Origin of the sequence: Vibrio sp. 1562 (genome assembly GCF_033340155.1) — a bacterium.
Classification (GTDB): Bacteria; Pseudomonadota; Gammaproteobacteria; order Enterobacterales; family Vibrionaceae; genus Vibrio; species Vibrio alginolyticus.
Map to the genome: position 1 here is coordinate 1 of NZ_JAWOVY010000313.1, position 717 is coordinate 717.

2 protein-coding genes are annotated in these 717 nt (G+C 46.6%); both read left to right on the top strand.

The features are described from left to right. Positions 1–154 (top strand): sigma factor-like helix-turn-helix DNA-binding protein (locus R7Z49_RS24890; RefSeq protein ID WP_318112365.1); only part of this gene is annotated, 154 nt, incomplete at its 5' end. 201 nt (positions 155–355) lie between these two features. Then, positions 356–717: VC0807 family protein (locus R7Z49_RS24895; protein WP_318112363.1), on the top strand; the 362-nt coding region annotated here is incomplete at its 3' end.

Consider the following 717-nt stretch of genomic DNA (forward strand, 5'->3'; position numbering starts at 1 on the left):
CGACCCCAAATACCGAGAGCCATTGCTCTTGAGCCTAGTGGCTGGGCTGAATCATGATGAAATTGCCCAAGCCTTGAGGCTCAATCACAATACGGTGGCGACTCGATTATTCAGAGCGCGCAACCAGCTCATCGCGCAGCAAGGAAACCATTAAGACAGAAGTTCCTACTGGTATGAAGCTCACCTAGCCACCAAGAAAACTTGGTCAATCATGCCAACTAACTGGCTATGCTCGGGTCTATTTCATAAGTCGTTACATAACTTGGTGCGTTAACGCTTTACATCTGGCGTTACTGGATGAACACTTCCACCCAAAGTACAATGGCAGCCGACATAATAGAGTCAGTAGGAAATTATGAGTAACACGACGGCGAAAAAGTCGAATCCCCTATTTGAGATCCTTTTTAACGTATTCATCCCTTCGTTCATCTTGATGAAATACAGTGGCGAAGAGCACCTAGGAACCGCAATGGCACTGGTTGTCGCTTTGCTCTTTCCTGTGGTCTACGGCGGTATGGATCTCATCCGCAACAAGAAATTTAACTTTATCTCAGCGCTTGGTTTTATCAGCGTATTATTAACTGGCGGCATTGGCTTGTTGGAGCTTGATACTCGCTGGTTAGCTTTGAAAGAAGCCTTGATTCCCGGCCTGATCGGCATCGCGGTATTGGGCTCCACTTTTACCCGCTACCCATTGATGCAAAAAATGGTATTGAA